Source organism: Acidovorax sp. GW821-FHT09B03 (assembly GCF_059418305.1).
In genome coordinates, this window is sequence record NZ_JBWKPP010000006.1 from 123,872 (window position 1) to 140,862 (window position 16,991).

Sequence of the window (16,991 nt, forward strand, 5' to 3'; positions counted from 1 at the left end):
GAGAAGCGCAGGAGCTGGGGTGGGCGTGTGTGCCGAAGGACACACACGCTTCGTGAACTGACTTGCCGCTGCTGTTTGAGCGGAGTTCACCCGCAGGGGGAACGCAGCGAGTTCAGCGGCACCACCCCAGAGCCGAGCATCGCAGGCTGCCCCCTTCGCCCTCCGGGCGAAGGGGGACGCAGACTGGGGGTCGCCTTCTCTTTGGTGACTTTCTCTTGGAGGGTGTAGAACAAATAAATTATGATCCTGCCGCATTGACTTACCAGGAGCAATGCAATGGCAAGGACAGGCCGGCCACCCGTGATCCCTCCCAGCGAGTATGCTGCCCTGCGCGAGGTGGTTCGAGACAACCCTCAAGCTACCCTGTCCGAGTTGGCGCTGGCCTGGGCAGATCGCATGGGGCGCAATGCGCCCAGTGCGGTGACCATGCGCGCGGCCCTGAAGGCAGCCGGCCTGCAGCGAGCACGGCCCAAGCAACAGCTGTCGCGCGCACAGCCCCAGCAGCCTGGCAAGCGCTACGGCTACAACGCCCTGCATCGACCCGGCAGTTCGCCAGGCATCGCCGGCGCCCTGACCGACGCCGAATGGGCGCTGGCCCAGGACTTGTTCGAGCCCGAACCAGGCTCGCGCGGCAGGCCTGCCACCTACTCGCGGCGCAGCATCGTCGATGCGTGCTGCTATGTGCTGCGCACCGGCTCTTCCTGGCGCAACCTGCCCGTGCAGATCTATCCGCCCTGGCAGTCCGTGCAGAAGGCCTTTGTGCTGTGGGCCCGCCAAGGCAAGTTCGAGGCGCTGCACGAGCGCTTGCGCCAGCAGTGGCGCCAGCGGGTGGAGCGCGCAGCCCAGCCCAGCGAAGCCATCATCGACTCGCAGTCCAACCGAGGCAGCCCCCAGGGCGGAACGTTGGGCTTTGATGCAGGCAAGAAGGTGCAGGGGCGCAAGCGCCATCTGGTCGTGGATACCCTGGGCCTGCTACTGGCAGTGGTGATCACCAGCGCAGCGGTACAAGACCGGGCAGCGGCGGCCCAAGCGGTAGCCCAGGCGTGCAAGCGCACGGATGGTTCGGTCAAGGCACTGTGGGCCGACAGCGCCTATGCAGGGCAATGCGCCCAGCAGATCGAGAAGGCGCATCAGGTGCAGGTACGCATCGTGCGCCACAGTGCTGGACATCGATGGGACGATGCCCAGCAGTCTCTGTGGAGCGACGAGCAGCCGGTTGCCATTGCCAAGAAGCGCTGGGTGGTGGAGCGCACCCATGCGTGGCTGGAGCGCAATCGCAGGCTGGTGATGCACCACGACCGCAAGCCGTTCTATGCCGCGGCATGGGTATGGCTTGCGCAGGCTCGGATGCTGTTGGGGCGGTTGAAATAGATTTCTTCTACACCCTCTTGGCGACGCAAGAGAAAGTTACTGCGCCGCCGGGCGCACATCCCGGCTCCCGCACTCAATCAAGGCATGCGGCAACCATCACAGAGACTAGCGATGGCTCAGCCGACGCACAGCCCAATCCCCAAGGCTCTGCACCGCCTGCACAAAAAAGATCAGAACCAGCACCACCGCCAGCATGATCTCCGGCAGAAACCGCTGGTATCCATAACGAATCCCCAGATCCCCCAACCCGCCACCACCAATCGCCCCAGCCATCGCCGAGTAGCCAGTCAGACTGACGAAGGTGATGGTCAAGCCTGCAACGATGCCAGGCAAAGCCTCCGGCAGCAACACCTTCCAGACGATCTGGCTGGTCGTCGCCCCCATGGCCTGGGCCGCCTCGACCAGCCCATGGTCGACCTCGCGCAGCGCCGCTTCCACCAGGCGCGCGACGAACGGAGCCGCTGCAATGGTCAGCGGCACCACAGCCGCCGCCGTGCCGATGGACGAGCCCGTGATGAAGCGCGTGAACGGGATGATGGCCACCAGCAAGATGATGAAGGGCGTGGAGCGCACCGCATTCACCAGCCAGCCCACGAGCTTGTTGACAGGGCCGTTCTGCAGCACGCCACCGTGGTCCGTGAGGCGCAAAAACACGCCCAGCGGCACGCCGATGAGGCCGCCGACGAGACCCGAGATGCCCACCATGATGAGCGTTTCCCACAAGGACGAGGCAAAGAGTTCCAGCATGGCCGGAGTGAAATGGTCGAACATTGCTTTCTTGCCCCTCAGGTTTCAATCGTGACTTCTTCGACGGCCACGCCGCCGGCGCGCAGGTGCTCCACGGCACCACGCAGGCGTTCGGGCTCGCCGCTGGCGTACACGGCCAGCGAGCCGAAGGTCTCGTCCTGGATCTCGTCGACCTGGCCGTGCAGGATGCTCATGTCCACGCCGAACTCGCGGATCAGCTGCGACAAAATGGGCTGGTAGGCGCTGTCACCCGAGTACGACAGGCGCAGCAGCCGGCCTGCGTGGCCCGGCGCCGTGGTGGCCAGCTGGCCGGTGAGCTTGCGCACGTGTTCGAGCACGCTGGCGGGCAGCTCCTGGGGCAAGATCTCGTCGATCAGGCTCTTGGTGATGGCCTGCTCGGGGCGGGTGAACACCTCCAGCACGCGGCCCTGCTCCACGATGCGGCCGGCCTCGATCACGGCCACGCGGTCGGCCACCTGCTTGATGACCTGCATCTGGTGGGTGATGAGCACCACGGTGAGGCCCAGCTCGCGGTTCACCTGGCGCAGCAGGTCGAGGATGGAGCGCGTGGTCTCGGGGTCCAGGGCCGAGGTGGCTTCGTCGGACAGCAGCACCTTGGGGCGGCTGGCGAGTGCGCGCGCAATGCCCACGCGCTGCTTTTGCCCGCCGCTGATCTGCGCCGGGTAGCGGTTGGCCAGAGCCGACAGGCCCACCAGCTCCAGCAAGGGGTTCACCCGCTCGCGGATGGCGGCCTTGTCCATGCCCGCGAGTTCCAGCGGCAGCGCGGCGTTGTCGAACACGGTGCGCGAGGACAGCAGGTTGAAATGCTGGAACACCATGCCGATGTCGCGGCGCGCCTCGCGCAGTTGCGCGTCATTGAGCTTGGTGAGGTCGCGGCCATTGACGATGACCTCGCCCTGTGTGGGGCGGTTGAGCAAGTTGATGACGCGCACCAGCGAGCTCTTGCCCGCACCGCTCTTGCCGATGATGCCGAAGACCTCGCCCGGATGGATGTGCAGGTCGATGCCCCTGAGGGCTTCCACCGGGCCTTGTGGGCCCGGGTAAATCTGGGTGATACCCCGTAAGTCGATCATGAAAAGTCAAAAGGCCGCCCTGCGCCTGTGGCACAGGTCCGGCCCTGGTTGGAAAGGATAAGGGAATGTACTATTGCGCCATAAGAAATCCAACTATAGAAAAATAAAGTAATAAGACATCAAAGTTATTTGGAAATTTCCCATGGGGTACCAGGACCGCCCGGGCCGTGCCGCCACCCGGCGCAGGACAGGCGGGATGCGGGGCCCCGCATCAATCAAGGCACAGCGCACGGGGGCTCGTCACCAAACACCACCCTGTTGCGCCCCGATTGCTTGGCGCGGTACAGCGCCGCGTCAGCCGCCGAAAGAAGGGCATCCAGGCTCGCTGGCAGGCGCGGCACATGCGCCACCCCGATGCTGACAGTGGAGACCAGTGGCGTGCCGTCTTCCAGCGTGGTGGCATGCGCCGCGCACGCATCGCAGATGCGCTGGGCGACCGTCTGTGCCACCTGCGCAGAGCCATCGGGAAGCAGTACCGCGAACTCTTCGCCTCCCAGACGGCCCAGCACGTCGGTTTCACGCAGGCAGCGGCTGACCAGTTGCGCAAAATCCGCCAGCACCAGGTCGCCTGCCGCATGCCCATGCACGTCGTTGACCTTCTTGAAGTGGTCGATGTCGAGCATCAGGGCAGCAAACTCCCGCTGACGCCCCACCGTATCGCGAAACAGTGCCTCAGCACGGTCCATGAAACCGGCCCGGTTGAACACCCCTGTGAGGTGGTCATGCGTGGCAGCGTGCTGCAATTGCCGCAGCGCTTCGTTGCGGGCAGCCATGACGCTGGCCACCGACAACGGAGCCAGCACCATCAGCGCCACACCGATGCGAAACGACTGCAGTTCGTATTGCCCGCCGAAGTCCGACCCAAGGTGCAGGTAGCCGACCGATACCGCCATCAGAGTCCATACGCTGCACAGCAGCGTGAGCACCGCCGTCACGAACAGGCTGTAGGTCAGGGCACACCACAGCAGGCCGGGCACCAGGTAGGAGACGGCACCCGGTCCGCTGATGACCATGCCCAGCGCACCGCCCAGAAACAAGGTCAACGCCGGCGCCATTTTCAGGAGATCCAGGCGCAGCACAACTTCGCGGCGCCGCTGGCCGCGCAGCGGGCGCCGCAAGGTCGGCATGGTCAGTATCACGGGCAGGATCACCAGATAATCGACCAACTCTGCCGTGAACCAGATCAGCATGCCGTCAGCGCGCGACCCATGGAAGAGCAGCGGATTGATCACCATGCCCACCAGGCCGGCAGTCAGCGAGGCCATGGCCACGATGACGATCAGGTAGACCACCGACAGGGGTTGCAGCAGGCGCCGGTGGCCCAGCGGTATGCGGGAGAAAAGCAGGTAGCCCACGATGACACCGGCCATGTTGGCCAGTGTGAGCCAAGCCACCTTGGGCCAGGTGCCGCCCATGACCACATCGGCCAGGACAAAACCGGCAGCCGCGCCGCACCATGCCAGCACGGAAGTCGGCCGCAGCCGGCGCACCAGCACACCGAGCAAGACGGCATTGGCAGGCCAGAACGCCGCCAGCGCCCCGGTGGGCCGGGTCAGGATGCCCAACAGGGCAAAACCGAACACCAGGCTGCAGAGCAGCAGCGCATCCAGCGCGGACTCTCTGGCGATGGCAGGCCACGCCGGGGCTGAACCGGGGGGAGGTACGGATTCCTCTGTCATGGGCACCTCGGGGCCGCCAGATCCAGCACCACGCGGGACCGAGCCTGACCGCTTCCTTTATATCGGTGAACCGGCAGACCGCGTGCCCGCGCATACTCTCTTGCCTCCAGACCAGGGGCCGGGCATGCACCCCGGTACCGCGGGCCAGAACAACGGCCGTCAGGCAGTGACAGCCACCACCCGACCCTGGACCCTGCGCGATACCAGCACCCCCAGAACTACCACGCCCGCGGCGGCAATCGAGAATACCTGAGCGATCCAGCCCCGGTCCACGCTGGCTGCGACGGCCAGCACGCCCAGCGACTGGCCCAGGAACAGCAGGCAGGCGAACAGCGTGACGGCTGCACCGCGCGCCTCGGGCGCCATCTGCGTGGCCTGTACCTGCAGCGTGTTGTGCAGCATGTAGAAACCCAGGCCGGCAAGAAAGCAGCCCAGCACCGCCAGGGGTACCAAAGGCGCCCAGGCCAGCAACAGCAGGCCCGTGCCGATCATCAAGGCGCCCAGCAAGGCCAGGCCCTTCTCGCCCAGCAAGGCCAGCCAGCGGCGCGCCATCAGGCTGTAGACCAGCCCGCCCACGCCATACAGCACCATCACGCCACCCGCGGCCGACGCCGACAGGCCGAAGCCATCGACCATGCGCGCCGGCACGAAGGCCATGGTGCCGAAGCCCAGGGCGCCTTCGACCGCAACGATGGCCAGCACCCAGCGCACGCGCGGCATGCGCAGCAGCCGGCCCGTGGTCGCCAGGTAGGCCCGCAGCGAGAACGGCGCCGGCGCACCGGCCCCCTCCCCCGACATGGCCGCACTGGCCTGTGCAGCGCGCACCTGGCGCAGCAGCATGGTGGCGGCCGTGAGGAACAGCACGGACAGCACGGCGAACGCCCAGCGCCAACCCAGGGCTTCCACCGCGAAGCCGCCGAACCATTGGCCCGCCATCATCCCCGATACCGTGGCCACCATGAGCCGGGCCAGCGTCTCCTGGCGCTGCTCGTAGGCCACGCTGTCCCCGATCCAGGCCATGGACAGCGGGATGATGCCGGCCGCCGCCGCGCCCATGAAGGCGCGCGAGGCCACCAGCACCGGCAGCGTGGGCGCCAGCGCGGTCACGGCGCTGAACAGCGCGCAGGCAAACGTGGCGCTCACGATCACGCGCAGCTTGCCCAGCCGGTCACCCAGCGGGCCGTAGAAAAGCTGCAGCACCCCGTAGGCCACGGCAAAGGCAGCGATCACGGCCGAGGCATCGCCCGTGGTGACCTGGAATTCGCTGGACAGCGCGACCAGCATGGGGTCGCAAATGCGCATGGACGCCATGCTGGCAAAGGCCGCCACGCCGATCAGGCGCAGCATCGTCGAGGAAGAAGTCATATGCGCCGATTGTGCGGTGCAGCGCGCAAGGCTGCTGGCAGCGCATCCAATGCCCCGGCACCAGGGGCCCCGGCGATCAAGCCTTGGCCGTATTGAAGCGCGTATCGAAGGTACCGCGCACATCCAGCCGCTGCTTGATCAGGCCGGCCGCCAGGTAGAAATCGGCCGTGCGCTGCTGGTCGGCCAGCACCTGGGCGTCGATGTCCTGCCAGCGCGTGGCGCGGCGCTCGAACTGCAGTTGGGCAGCGTCGGCCGGGATGCCGATGATGCGCGCCAGCGACTGGCCGAAGGGCTTGGCGTTCTGGTAGGACCAGACCTGGGCGCGCACCACGCGCTCCTTGAAGTCCTGCAGCACCGCGGTCTTCTCGGCCAGGGCCACCTCGGTGGCGGCCAGGTAGCTCAGGCCGGTCCACAGCCCGCGCCCGTTGACCAGCACGCGCGCGTGGCCGCTGGTTTCGGCCAGCGCGGTGTAGGGCTCCCAGGTGGCCCAGGCATCGACCGAGCCCTGGGTGAGCGCGAGCTTGGCGTCTGGTGGCGGGATGAAGCGCAGCTGCACGTCGTCGGCCTTGAGGCCCGCTGACTCCAGCACCTTGAGCGTGACGAAGTGGCCGATGGAGCCGCGGTTGGTCGCAATGCTCTTGCCCTTGAGATCGGCTGCGGTCTTGAGTGGCGAGTTGGGCGCCACCAGCACCGCCGTGCCATAGGCGTCCGACCGGCTCGCGGCAAAGGCCTTCACGCGGCTGCCCGCGGCCAGGGTGAACAGCAGCGGCGCATCGCCGATGGGCCCGAAGTCCACGGCATTGGCGTTGAGCGCCTCGGCCAGCGGCGCGGCGGCCGGGAACTCGCTCCATTTGATGTCGTAGGGCAGGTTCTTGAGCTCGCCTGCGGCATCCAGCAGGGCCTGCAGCCCGCCCTTCTGGTCACCCGCGCGCAGCAGCACGCGCGACTGCGCATGCGTGAGCACCGGCGAGAGGAAGGAACTGGCGGCGACGGAGGCGGTGAGCAGGTGGTTGAATTGGCGGCGCAGCATGGTGGTGGTTGGTGAACGGAGGATCGTCAATCGGTGGGAACCGCCGCCATTGCAGCACCCATGGCGCGCCCGGCCAACGAAGGCTTGCGGCCATGCATATGCGGTTTTCTCAGTAGCCGCGCGCCCGGCCCACGACGTCCTCCAGCGGCTGCCCGGCGAGAAAGCGCGACAGGTTGGCCACGAACTTGCGCGCCGTGACCTCGCCCGCATCCTGCGCCGCCCACGATACATGGGGCGTGAGCCGCACGCGCGGGTGGCGGTAGAGCCGGTGGCCGTCGGGCAGTGGCTCGGGGTCGGTCACGTCGAGCGTGGCGCCCGACAGGCGCTCCTCGTCCAGGGCCTGCAGCAGCGCCTGCTGGTCCACCAGCGCGCCACGCGCGATGTTCACCAGGTGCAGGCCGGGCCGGGCATGGGCCAGGGTGGCAGTGTTGAGCAGGTGGTGCGTCTCGGGCGTGATGGGCAGGGCCAGCACCAGGTGGTCCGATGCGGCCAGCAGCTCTTCGATGGAAGCGGCCGACTGCACGCCATCGACCGGTGCACCACCGCGCCGCAGTGCCGTGACCTGCATGCCGAAGGCCTGGGCCAGCCGCGCCACCTCGCGCCCGATGGCGCCGTAGCCGGCAATGCCCAGCGAACGCCCGCGCAAGGACCCGGAGGGCTGCCGGTCCACGCGCTGGAAGGTGTCGCGCCAGCGGCTGGCGCCATCCACCTGCAGCGTGTCCCAGGTTTTCTCGTGCGCCAGCAAGGCGGTCAGCACGTACTCGGCGATCGGCACAGCGGCCACGCCGCGCGAGCAGGTCACCAGCGGCACCTCGAGCAGCCAGGGCGGAAAGAAATCGATGCCGGCAGACGCAAGATGCACCCACTGCAGCCGGCCGGGCCAGCCCGCGGGCGCCTCCACCGGCGCATCGCGCCAGCCGTTGCGTGGGCCGGTGAACAGCACGTCGACCTCGCCAGCGCGCGTCCAGGGCGGCGCCGCGGGGTCGGTCGCCAGTTCCACCGGCAGTGCCGCCGAGGCCAGCAGCAGGTCTGCCGCTTCGCCGGTCTGGTTCAGGACCACCGTGGGCCGGAGGGCAAGCACGGCGCTCATGCGGCAGCCCCCTGCCCCAGGGCGGCCTTGCCGGCCGCCACGTGCACGCTGTCGTCCTGCGGCGTGTGGATGCGACCGCACAGCACATCGCGCAGATGGCGCTCCAGCGGGTTCCTGCGTGCCAACCCATGGTTGCTGGTGAGCGACAGCGCCACCTCCACCGCGTGCACGGCGTTGTGGGTCACCGAGGACTTGATCAGGCCGCTGTCCACCGACGGCACCGGGACACCGGCATCCACATCGGCCGCCAGGCCGCGCAGCAGGCGCTCGTTGGTGAGCAGCAGCCCTTCGAGCGTGCCCACGGCCTCCTGCACGCGCGGCAGGCTGGCCAGCGGCGCACCCAGGCTGGCGGGGGTGCGCGTGCGCAAAAAGTCGAGCAGCCACTCGCGCGCAGCCCGTGCCACGCCGGTGTACAGGCTGCCCAGCAGCAGCACCATCTCGGCCTGGGCCGCCGGGTCGCCGCGTGCCCAGTCCTGCGGCGGGCGCAGCTCCAGTGCCTGGCTGGCGGGCACGGGCACGCCGTCGAAATGCACGTCGTGGCTGCCGCTGGCGCGCAGGCCCAGGTGGTCCCATGTGGGCTCGATGCGGATGCCGGGTGCGCCCGCGCGGACCAGGAAGGCACCGGTGCGCGGCGCCTCCTCGTCGGTGCGGGCCCACACCACGTACCAGCGCAGGATGGGTGCACCGGTCGAATAGATCTTGTGGCCGCTGATGCGCCAGCCATCCCCCGCGCGCCGTGCCACGGTGGCAGGCAGGCCACCACGTGCGGGCGTGCCCAGCTCGGGCTCCACGCGCAGTGCATTGGCCAGCGAGACCTCGCGCACCGACTCCAGCACCAGTTGGCGCGCCAGCGCCTCAGGCCAGGGCGATCCGACCCGGCCCATGGCGCGCTGCTGCATGTACTGCATGGTCAGCACCAGCGCGGTGGCCGGGCAGCCCTGGGCCACGGCGCCGACCACCTCGCCCAGTTGGGTCAGCGAGGCGCCCTGCCCGCCCAGGTGGCGCGCCCCGGCCAGCGACAGCAGGCCGGCCTGCTGCAGTTCGGTGAAGTTGCGGTGCGGAAAGCTGCCCTCGCGGTCGTGCGCCGCGGCGCGCGCGCCGAACTCCACGGCCAGCGTGCGGGCCAGTTGCCCGGCGGTGAGCGGCGCGTTCACTGCAGCACCTCGGGGTGCTCGCGCACCACGATGTCGAACAGGCTCTTGAAGGTGAAATGCGCCCCGCCCGGCCCGCCGATCTGCGAATGCGTGTGGCGCGCCACCTCGGGGCGGATGGGCCGGGGCACGCCCGCGGCCTCGGCCAGCAACTGGGTGTGGCAGGCGTTCTCGAGCGCGATGTACCACCAGGCAGCGGCCTCCACCGAAGGGCCGGCCGTCAGGATGCCGTGGTTCTGCAGGATCACGGCCTTCTGGTTGCCCAGGGCCTGACCGATGCGGAAACCCTCGTCGGTCTCCAGCACCACGCCCGTGAAGTCGTCGAACAGCGCATGGTCCTCGTAGAAGATGCACGAGTCCTGCGTCAGCGGGTCGAGCCGGCGGCCCAGTGCCGACCAGGCCTTGCCGTAGGTCGAATGGGTGTGCGCGGCGGCCACGATGTCGGGCCGCGTTTCGTGCAGCGCCGCGTGGATGGCGAAGGCTGCACGGTTCAGCGGGCCGTTGCCGACCACGATTTCGCCCTGGGAGTTGACCAGCAGCAGGTCCGACACCTTGATCTGCGAGAAGTGCAGGCCCAGGGGGTTGACCCAGAAGTGGTCCGCCCACTCCGGGTCGCGCGCCGTGATGTGACCCGCCAGCCCATGGTCGAAGCCGTGCTGGGCGAACAGGCGAAAGGCCACGGCCAGGTTCTCCTGGCGGTGGCGGCGCTCGGCCTCCAGCGTGGGGCGTGCGGCCGGCGGGTCGAACCAGTCCTTGCGCTGGGGTACGGGATTGCGGGCGGGAAGGTTCGGCGCATGCAGCAGCGTGGCAGAGGAGGACATCGGGAGGCCTTGTGTCTGGGGGAATGTGCTGCCCACCTTAAGGGCCGCCCCCGGTACCACCAACGAAGAAAAGCGCGTGTGCACATTCGGTTTTGGCATGAGGCCGGGTACACGCGGCAAGGCGCTGATTTTTCGCATATCGATGCTACGCAATGGTCGTTGGGGCCCGGGGCGCGTTGTCGGACCCTTGGCATTCCCGCAGAACGACGAAAGGACTTTCTCCATGCCAGTGCCAACCACCTCCGGCACCCGCCGCCGCACCCTGCTGGGCGCCGGCCTGGGCGCTGCCACCCTGGCCACGCTGGGCGCGCCCGCGCTGGCGGCCGGCGCCACCGACCTGTCCAAGGTCACCCTGCGCATCGCCACCTACAAGGGCCTGTGGCGCCCCCTGATCGCGGCCAGCGGCCAGGGCCAGACGCCCTACCGCATCGAGTGGCGCGAGCTCAACAACGGCGTGCTGCACATCGAGGCCATCAACGGCGACGCACTCGACCTGGGCTCGGGCAGCGAGATCCCTGCCCTGTTCGCCGCACGCCAGAAGGCACAGGTGCGCTTTGTCGCCGTGGTGCGCGAGGACCTGAACAACCAGGTCACGCTGGCGCGCAAGGACGCGCCCATCCAGCGCATCGCGGACCTCAAGGGCAAGCGCGTGGGCTATGTGCGCGCGACCACCTCGCACTACTACCTGAGCCGGCAACTGGCCGAGGCCGGCCTGTCGTTTGCCGACATCAACGCGGTGAACCTCACGCCGGCAGACGGCCTCTCGGCCTTCGACCGCGGCGACCTCGATGCCTGGGCCATCTACGGCTACAACGGCCAGCTGGCGCGCCTGCGCTATGGCGCACGCGTGCTCAAGACGGGCGATGGCTACCTTTCGGGCAATTTCCCGGTCTATGCCAACCCGAAGTCGGTGGCCGATCCACTCAAGCACGCCGCCATCAGCGACTACCTGCAGCGCCTGCGCCGCGCCTACCTCTGGGCCAACGGCAACTACCTGGCCTATGCGCGCGCGCAGTCGGAAGAGACGCGCGTGCCCGTGGGCGACCTGATAGAGCTGTGGAACAACCGCAGCACCGACTACGACCTGCGCGCCGTGGACGACGGCGTGGTCAAGGGCCACCAGGCCGTGGCCGACACCTTCCTGCAGCTGGGCGTGCTCGACGGGCCGGCCCAGGTGGCACCGCTGTGGGACCGCAGCTTCGGCAGCGCCATCGGCGCCCGGAGCGCCGCGCCCTCCCCCGCCTGATCGCCATGCACTGCGGCGCCCACTCCTTGCGGAGGGGCGCCGCAGTGCCATGGATTCAAAAAAAGGCTCAGGCGACCTTCAACGCCACCTGGCCCGCTGCCTGCCGGTCGCGCTCGGCCACCTTGGCGCGCACCAGGGGCAGCAGCTCGCGGCCATAGTCGATCACATCGACCAGCGGGTCGAAACCACGGATCAGGAAGGTGGTGATGCCCAGGTCGTAGTACTTGAGCAGCGCATCGGCCACCTGCTCGGGCGTACCGACCAGCGAGGTGGAGTTGGAGCGCCCACCGATCTCGCGCGCGATGGCCGTCCACAGGCGCTCGTCCACGCGGTCGCCCTTGGCGGCATCGGCCAGCAGGCGCTGGGCCCCTTCGCTCTGCTGAGGGCCGACGCCGCGCGAGTAGCCCTGCTGCACGCGCAGGCGGCGTGTGTCTTCGAGGATCTGGTCGGCACGCGCCCAGGCCTCTTCCTCGGTCTTGCCCAGGATGGGGCGGAACGAGATGCTGAACTCCACCTCGCGCCCATGCAGCGTGGCCTCGGCGCGCACGCGGCGCACCAGCTCGCCGGCCTGGGCCAGCGACTCGCCCCACAGGGCATACACGTCGGCATGCTTGCCAGCCACCTGCAGCGCCGGTGCCGAGGCGCCGCCGAAGTAGATCGGCACATAGGGCTGCTGCAGCGGCTTGACCTCGGACCAGACGCCCTTGGCACGGTAGTGGGCGCCCTCGTGGTCGAAGGGCTTGTCGGCCGTCCACACGCGGCGCAGCAGCTCCAGGTACTCGTCGGTGCGGGCGTAGCGCTGGTCGTGGTCCAGGAAGTCGCCGTCACGCTGCTGGTCCTCGTCAGAGCCGCCGCTGATGTAGTGCACCGCCAGGCGCCCGCCCGTGTAGTGGTCCAGCGTGGCCAGCTGGCGCGCGGCCAGAGTGGGCGCGACAAAGCCCGGGCGGTGGGCCAGCAGAAACCCGATTTTCTCGGTGACCGAGGCGGCATAGGCCACGGTGAGCAGCGTGTCCGGGCTCGACGAGCTGGCCGGCACCAGGATGCGGTCGAAGCCCGCATGCTCGTGCGCCTGGGCAAACACGCGCACATAGGCTGAATCCACGGCCGGGCCCTTGCGGGCAATGGTTTCAGAGACTTCGTGCGGCTGGATCATACCGATGAACTGGACGGGCATAGCGGGCTCCTGGTGGTCGAATGGGGGACTGCGCCCATCATCCGGAGCCCACTGCGCCCTGCCAACGAAGAAAACCGCGTTTGCAAACTCGGTGGACGCATACCCGGCCTGCCCCGCCCGGCCACCGGGTAGAGTCATGGCATGGACCTGCGCACCCTTCGTTACTTCATCGCCGTGCTCGAAGCCGGCAGCCTCTCGCGTGCCGCGGGGTCGCTGTACGTGGCCCAGCCAGCACTCACCGCGCAGATCAAGAAGCTCGAGGCCGAGCTGGGCACGCAACTGTTCGACCGCTCGCACGCGGGCGTGACGCCCACGCCGGCCGGCATGCAGCTGTACGAGGACGCGCGCCGCTTGCTCTCGGACGCCGAGGCCGTGCGCGAACGCATCCAGCGCCTGCCGCAGGGGCCCGAGGGATCGGTGACAGTGGCGGCGCCCTTCCTGCTGGCCTCGCTGCTGCTCGGGCCGGTGCTGGCCCGCCTCAAGCACAGCCACCCGCGCATCCGCGTGTTCGTGCTCGACGACCTGAGCCTGATGGTGCGCAAGGCCATGCTTGACCGGCGGGCCGACGTGGGCATCCTGGTGGACACGCCGCAGCTCGACAACCTGCGCTGCACGCCGCTGGCGCGCGAGGCCATCTTCGTCTGCGGCCACGATGCCGATGGCACGGTGGCCCCGCTGCTGCGGCCTGCTCCGCGCGGGCGCGCGGCGGGCGGCCACCCCGAGATCGACTTTGCCCAGGCCGCGCAGTTGCCGCTGGTGCTGCAGTCACGCCGCTTCTCGATCCGCCAGAACGTGGAAGAGGCCGCCAGTGCCCTGGGCGTGGCCCTGAACGTGGTGCACGAGCACGACTCGGCGCGCGTGATCCGCTCGCTCTACCAATGCGGAGCGGGTTTCACCTTCACGCCCGCCTGCTCGCTGGCAGACAGCCCGCACCAAGACCAGCAGGGCTGGATCGTGGCCCGCGTCGTGCGCCCGCTGCTGCCGCGCGCCTACACCCTGGCGACCGCGGCGGACCGGGTGATCGATGCCCCGACCCAGGTGGTCATCGACGCACTGGTGCAGGAAACCACGCGGCTGGTGCGTTCCGGCGCCTGGCAGGCCGAGTTGCCGGTCTGACGTTCAGTCCCCGCAGACCCTACAGGTCGATTCCATCATTTTTATTGATGGGTCGGCATCAGTAAACGGTATTTCCTGTAGCAGGCGGTCTTCTGCAACAGTGCCTGGCATGCCGTTCCGACCGGGACATGGCGCATTCCAGGAGACCTATGCCACAGCCCGCCCTCCCCACCACCGCCGCCATCGCCAACGTCGGCGAACTCGTCTCGCGCAGCGCGCGGTCCCACGCGCGCCAGCTTGCCGTCACCAGCGCCACGCGCAGCCTCACCTATGCCGAGCTGGAGCAACGCTCCAACCGCCTGGCCAATGCCCTGCGCGGCATGGGCCTGGTGCGCGGCGACCGCGTGGGCATCTACCTGCCCAATTGCACCGAGATCGTCGAGATCGAGCTGGCCTGCTACAAGGGCGCCTTCATCAAGGCGCCGTTCAATGCCCGCCTGTCGCCTGCCGAGGTGGGCGCGATCACGGCCAACAGCGATGCCGCGGTGATCGTGACCACGGCCGAGCGCGCCGAGTCCTTCCGCGCTCACATCACGGGCCCCATGCCGCGCCTGCTGTTGCTCGACGGCCCGGCGGACACCTCGTACGAGGCCGCGCTGGCCGCCGCCAGCGATGCCTTCACGGCCGAGCGCGTCACGGCCGACGAGGTGGCCGTGCTGCACTACACCTCGGGTTCGTCGGGCGTTCTCAAGGCGGCCATGCAGACCTTCGGCAACCGGCTGGCGCAGTTGCGCAAGTTCCTCATGCGCTCGGACGGCATGCGCGCCGGGCATCTGCTGGGCCTGGTGGGGCCGGTCACCCATGCCTCGGGCATGCAACTGGTGCCGGCACTGTGCAGCGGCGTCACCATCCGCCTGTTCTCGGGCTTCGAGCCGGGCCGCTTCATCGCCGAGATGCGCGCCGAACGCGTGACCCACACCTTCATGGTGCCCACCATGATCAACATGCTGCTGGCCGAGCTGGAGGGCCAGTACCGCCCCCTGCCCGACCTGCAGCGCCTGGGCTACGGCGCCGCGCCCATGGCGGCCGCGCGCATCCTGCGTGCCATGGACGTGTTCGGCCCGGTGCTGTCGCAGGGCTATGGCGCGGGCGAGACCACCTCGGGCGTGTGCGGCCTGTCGGTGGAGGACCACCTGTTCGCCCGCGCCGCCCTGCCCGAGCGCCTGGCCTCGTGCGGCCGGCCCTTCCTGGAATCGCTGGTGGAGATCGTGGACGACGAGGGCCAGCCCGTGGCCCAGGGCGAGATCGGCGAGATCGTGGTCAGCGGGCCCGATGTCTTCGCCGGCTACTGGCGCGCGCCCGAACTCACGGCCGAGGTGCTCAAGGACGGCCGCTACCACACGGGCGACCTGGCGCGGGCCGACGACGAAGGCTATGTCTACATCGTCGACCGCAAGAAGGACATGGTGATCAGCGGCGGCTTCAATGTCTATCCCTCCGAGGTCGAGGCGGTGCTCTACCAGCACGATGCGGTGGCCGATGCCTGCGTTTTCGCCATCCCCGACGACAAATGGGGCGAGGCCGTGGCCGCGCACGTGGTGCTCAAGCCCGGGCGCGACGCGGACGCCGAGGCCATCGCGCGCTTCTGCGCACCGCTGCTGGGTGGCTTCAAGCGGCCGCGGCACATCGAGTTCGTGGCCTCGCTGCCCAAGAACCCCAACGGCAAGGTCATGCGCAAGGCCATCCAGGCGCGTTACTGGACCGGCCACAGCCGCATGGTGAATTGACAACCCCCTGAGTCGCTTCGCGCCTTCCCCCTGGAAGGGGGACGTCGCCCCTGCGGCGGGGCGGCCCTTGCAGGGCGGCACTGGCCCAGGCTGCGCCAGTTTTGCACGCAGCAGGCGATGCACAAGGCAACTCTGTCCAACGACAGAAGAAAGACAAACATGAAAACCGATTCCATCAACCCCATCCCCGCCCCGCTGTTCAACGTGCCTTTCGAAGGCTCGGAGCGCGCAGCCGAGCTCATCGGCCGCATCAACGAGTTCCTGCATGGCGAGCTGGCCGCACTGGCGCGCGCGCATGGCACCGACCACGAGCACGGCGCCGACCGCGCCCTGCTGCAGCAGGTGTGGAAGCGCTCGCACGCGCTGGGCTTCTACGGCATGACCCTGCCCACGGCCATGGGCGGCCTGGGCCTGTCGGTGCTGGACCATGTGCTCATCAAGGAGGCCATCTACGCCAGCGGCTCGCCCTTTGCGCCCCATGTGTTCGGCGAACTGAGCGGCCCGCCGCGTGTCGGCGCGCTGGCCCGCCAGGCCACGCCCTACCAGCTGCAGCAGTTCATCGCGCCCGTGGCCCGGGCCGACAAGGCCATCTGCTTTGCCCTGACCGAGGCCGAGGCCGGATCGGATGCGGGCGCGGTGCAGACGCGTGCGGTGCGGGACGGCGACAGCTTCGTCATCGACGGGCGCAAGCGCTTCATCTCGGGCTCGCCGTTCGCCGACTACGCGGTGCTGATGGCCTCCACGGCCAGCGATCCGGCCGAGCGCGAGGTCACGGCCTTCTTCGTGGACCTCAAGGCGCCCGGCGTGCGGGTGGAGACGGGCTACAAGACCATGGCCGGCCAGTCGTCCACCGGGGACATCGTGCTCGAAGGCTGCCGCGTGCCCGCTGCCAACCTGATCGGCGAGCCGGGCCGGGGCCTGGCGCTGGCGCTGGGGCGCATCACCGTGAACCGCCTGCTGCACTGCCCGGCCATGCTGGGCCTGGCGCAGCTGGCCTTGCGCGATGCGCGTGACTACGCGCTGCAGCGCCGCCAGTTCGGCCGCGCCATCGGCGACTTCCAGGCCATCCAGCACATGCTGGCCGACATGGCGACCGAGCTGTGCGCGGCCCGCGCGCTGATGCTGGGCACGGCGCGCCAGATCGACGCCGGCAGCGAGGCCCGGGCCGAGGCCTCGATGGCCAAGCTGTTCTGCTCCGAGACGGCGTTTCGCATCGCCGACCGGGCCGTGCAGATCCATGGCGGCGAGGGCATCGTGCAGGGCCGGCGCGTGGAGTTCCTGTTCCGCATGCTGCGCATGTACCGCGTGCTCACGGGCACCAGCGAGATCCAGCGCAACACCATCGCCAAGGAGCTGCTGGCGCCGCCCGCCTGACCTCGC

Annotated in this window: 14 protein-coding genes; 5 read left to right on the plus strand and 9 right to left on the minus strand. The window is 68.8% G+C overall.

Annotated elements, in window-relative coordinates; all coding sequences use genetic code 11:
- The first annotated feature begins 276 nt into the window (after positions 1 to 276).
- Entirely contained in the window at positions 277 to 1,371 is a 1,095-nt protein-coding gene (locus tag AC07PA_RS13350; protein ID WP_494608289.1) for an IS5 family transposase, read from the plus strand.
- Between the two features lie 105 nt (positions 1,372 to 1,476).
- Here the strand turns inward: AC07PA_RS13350 and AC07PA_RS13355 are convergent, their stop codons facing one another.
- The 8 genes from AC07PA_RS13355 to AC07PA_RS13390 all read right to left on the minus strand — a co-directional run bounded on the left by AC07PA_RS13355 (position 1,477) and on the right by AC07PA_RS13390 (position 10,348).
- Positions 1,477 to 2,142, minus strand: coding sequence for a methionine ABC transporter permease (locus AC07PA_RS13355; RefSeq protein ID WP_007857964.1), 666 nt, complete (start codon positions 2,140 to 2,142; stop codon positions 1,477 to 1,479).
- Positions 2,143 to 2,156: 14 nt separating this feature from the next.
- Entirely contained in the window at positions 2,157 to 3,212 is a 1,056-nt protein-coding gene (locus AC07PA_RS13360) for a methionine ABC transporter ATP-binding protein (protein WP_494608077.1), read from the minus strand.
- A 215-nt stretch (positions 3,213 to 3,427) separates the two neighbouring features.
- Positions 3,428 to 4,891 (minus strand): GGDEF domain-containing protein, encoded by a 1,464-nt coding sequence (locus AC07PA_RS13365; RefSeq protein WP_007857966.1) that lies wholly within the window; start codon positions 4,889 to 4,891, stop codon positions 3,428 to 3,430.
- Positions 4,892 to 5,050: 159 nt separating this feature from the next.
- Positions 5,051 to 6,256: an MFS transporter gene (locus tag AC07PA_RS13370; protein WP_494608079.1), complete on the minus strand. Its 1,206-nt coding sequence runs from the start codon at positions 6,254 to 6,256 to the stop codon at positions 5,051 to 5,053.
- 76 nt (positions 6,257 to 6,332) lie between these two features.
- Positions 6,333 to 7,286, minus strand: coding sequence for an ABC transporter substrate-binding protein (locus tag AC07PA_RS13375; RefSeq protein WP_007857968.1), 954 nt, complete (start codon positions 7,284 to 7,286; stop codon positions 6,333 to 6,335).
- A gap of 109 nt (positions 7,287 to 7,395) precedes the next feature.
- Entirely contained in the window at positions 7,396 to 8,376 is a 981-nt protein-coding gene (locus AC07PA_RS13380) for an NAD(P)-dependent oxidoreductase (protein WP_494608082.1), read from the minus strand.
- A complete protein-coding gene (locus tag AC07PA_RS13385; protein ID WP_494608084.1) occupies positions 8,373 to 9,530 on the minus strand; it encodes an acyl-CoA dehydrogenase family protein in 1,158 nt (385 codons plus the stop codon). Before AC07PA_RS13385 ends, AC07PA_RS13380 begins: the two co-directional genes overlap by 4 nt.
- On the minus strand, positions 9,527 to 10,348 hold the full coding sequence (locus tag AC07PA_RS13390) for a class II aldolase/adducin family protein (RefSeq protein WP_494608086.1): 822 nt from the start codon (positions 10,346 to 10,348) through the stop codon (positions 9,527 to 9,529). Before AC07PA_RS13390 ends, AC07PA_RS13385 begins: the two co-directional genes overlap by 4 nt.
- A gap of 223 nt (positions 10,349 to 10,571) precedes the next feature.
- Here AC07PA_RS13390 and AC07PA_RS13395 point away from each other — a divergent pair, with 223 nt between their 5' ends.
- Positions 10,572 to 11,594 (plus strand): ABC transporter substrate-binding protein, encoded by a 1,023-nt coding sequence (locus AC07PA_RS13395; protein ID WP_494608088.1) that lies wholly within the window; start codon positions 10,572 to 10,574, stop codon positions 11,592 to 11,594.
- Between the two features lie 67 nt (positions 11,595 to 11,661).
- Here the strand turns inward: AC07PA_RS13395 and AC07PA_RS13400 are convergent, their stop codons facing one another.
- On the minus strand, positions 11,662 to 12,768 hold the full coding sequence (locus AC07PA_RS13400) for an LLM class flavin-dependent oxidoreductase (RefSeq protein WP_007857973.1): 1,107 nt from the start codon (positions 12,766 to 12,768) through the stop codon (positions 11,662 to 11,664).
- Between the two features lie 141 nt (positions 12,769 to 12,909).
- Here AC07PA_RS13400 and AC07PA_RS13405 point away from each other — a divergent pair, with 141 nt between their 5' ends.
- From AC07PA_RS13405 to AC07PA_RS13415, 3 genes are all read left to right on the plus strand, one after another.
- Positions 12,910 to 13,884 carry a LysR family transcriptional regulator gene (locus AC07PA_RS13405; protein WP_007857974.1) on the plus strand — a complete coding sequence of 325 codons (975 nt, stop codon included), beginning with the start codon at positions 12,910 to 12,912 and terminating at the stop codon, positions 13,882 to 13,884.
- Between the two features lie 149 nt (positions 13,885 to 14,033).
- Positions 14,034 to 15,611 carry an AMP-binding protein gene (locus AC07PA_RS13410; protein ID WP_494608091.1) on the plus strand — a complete coding sequence of 526 codons (1,578 nt, stop codon included), beginning with the start codon at positions 14,034 to 14,036 and terminating at the stop codon, positions 15,609 to 15,611.
- A 159-nt stretch (positions 15,612 to 15,770) separates the two neighbouring features.
- The gene (locus AC07PA_RS13415; protein WP_494608093.1) at positions 15,771 to 16,985 is read left to right on the plus strand and encodes an acyl-CoA dehydrogenase family protein; all 1,215 of its coding nucleotides are present in this window, start codon (positions 15,771 to 15,773) and stop codon (positions 16,983 to 16,985) included.
- Positions 16,986 to 16,991 lie beyond the last annotated feature (6 nt).

Bases quoted from the DNA above. Each gene is read 5' to 3' on its own strand.
- AC07PA_RS13400 (WP_007857973.1), bottom strand. From the start codon at position 12,768: ATGCCCGTCCAGTTCATCGGTATGATCCAGCCGCACGAAGTCTCTGAA.
- AC07PA_RS13390 (WP_494608086.1), bottom strand. From the start codon at position 10,348: ATGTCCTCCTCTGCCACGCTGCTGCATGCGCCGAACCTTCCCGCCCGC.
- AC07PA_RS13370 (WP_494608079.1), bottom strand. From the start codon at position 6,256: ATGACTTCTTCCTCGACGATGCTGCGCCTGATCGGCGTGGCGGCCTTT.
- AC07PA_RS13395 (WP_494608088.1), top strand. From the start codon at position 10,572: ATGCCAGTGCCAACCACCTCCGGCACCCGCCGCCGCACCCTGCTGGGC.
- AC07PA_RS13415 (WP_494608093.1), top strand. From the start codon at position 15,771: ATGAAAACCGATTCCATCAACCCCATCCCCGCCCCGCTGTTCAACGTG.
- AC07PA_RS13380 (WP_494608082.1), bottom strand. From the start codon at position 8,376: ATGAGCGCCGTGCTTGCCCTCCGGCCCACGGTGGTCCTGAACCAGACC.
- AC07PA_RS13350 (WP_494608289.1), top strand. From the start codon at position 277: ATGGCAAGGACAGGCCGGCCACCCGTGATCCCTCCCAGCGAGTATGCT.
- AC07PA_RS13375 (WP_007857968.1), bottom strand. From the start codon at position 7,286: ATGCTGCGCCGCCAATTCAACCACCTGCTCACCGCCTCCGTCGCCGCC.
- AC07PA_RS13360 (WP_494608077.1), bottom strand. From the start codon at position 3,212: ATGATCGACTTACGGGGTATCACCCAGATTTACCCGGGCCCACAAGGC.
- AC07PA_RS13365 (WP_007857966.1), bottom strand. From the start codon at position 4,891: ATGACAGAGGAATCCGTACCTCCCCCCGGTTCAGCCCCGGCGTGGCCT.
- AC07PA_RS13405 (WP_007857974.1), top strand. From the start codon at position 12,910: ATGGACCTGCGCACCCTTCGTTACTTCATCGCCGTGCTCGAAGCCGGC.
- AC07PA_RS13410 (WP_494608091.1), top strand. From the start codon at position 14,034: ATGCCACAGCCCGCCCTCCCCACCACCGCCGCCATCGCCAACGTCGGC.
- AC07PA_RS13355 (WP_007857964.1), bottom strand. From the start codon at position 2,142: ATGTTCGACCATTTCACTCCGGCCATGCTGGAACTCTTTGCCTCGTCC.